The organism is Pseudomonas sp. NPDC087804, assembly GCF_044742965.1.
In the GTDB taxonomy this organism is placed as follows: domain Bacteria; phylum Pseudomonadota; class Gammaproteobacteria; order Pseudomonadales; family Pseudomonadaceae; genus Aquipseudomonas; species Aquipseudomonas rustica.
Genome location: NZ_JBIUVN010000055.1, coordinates 1 through 567 on the forward strand (window position 1 = coordinate 1; position 567 = coordinate 567).

Below are 567 nucleotides of genomic sequence, written 5' to 3' on the forward strand. Positions count from 1 at the left end.
GCCACTGCTGTGAGAAGGCTTTGGCGTCTTCTTTGCTGCGAACCAGCTTAACGCCGCCCGCTTTACCGCGACCACCAGCGTGGACCTGGGCTTTGACAACCCACTCACTGCCGCCGATTTTGTCGCAAGCTTCTGCTGCTGCTTCCGGGGTGTCTACTGCGTAACCAGTGGAAACTGGCAGGCCGTATTCAGCGAACAGCTGCTTACCCTGATACTCGTGAAGATTCATGCTTTTTACCGTCTTCGTTAGGTACTGCGCATTCGGCGCTGCGCTCATATGAGTGCCGCGCCACCTGTGACTGCTGCTTGCGTAGCCTTTCCGGATACCCGGTGCAACTACGCAAGACTGCGTCCAGCGGACATTCCGCGGTGAGACTTGCTCGCAAGGCTCACGACGGGCCGTTACCGCCGTGGTTTCTTATTGTCTGTTAACGCTTTTTGCGGTTGGCAATGTGGATGGCGCCGCCATTCACCGCCAAAGCAGCTTCGTGCAAGGCTTCAGACAGGGTCGGATGGGAGAAAACCATCATGCCCAGATCTTCAGCGCTGGTGCCGAATTCCATACCG

At 57.1% G+C, this 567-nt stretch carries 2 protein-coding genes; both read right to left on the reverse strand.

Features of this window, described 5'->3' with window-relative positions; all coding sequences use genetic code 11:
- The coding region (locus ACIOMO_RS27635) for an ATP-grasp domain-containing protein (RefSeq protein WP_401244647.1) at window positions 1-229 on the reverse strand (229 nt) is incomplete at its 3' end.
- A gap of 199 nt (window positions 230-428) precedes the next feature.
- On the reverse strand, window positions 429-567 hold a 139-nt coding region (locus ACIOMO_RS27640; RefSeq protein WP_401244655.1), incomplete at its 5' end, for a hypothetical protein.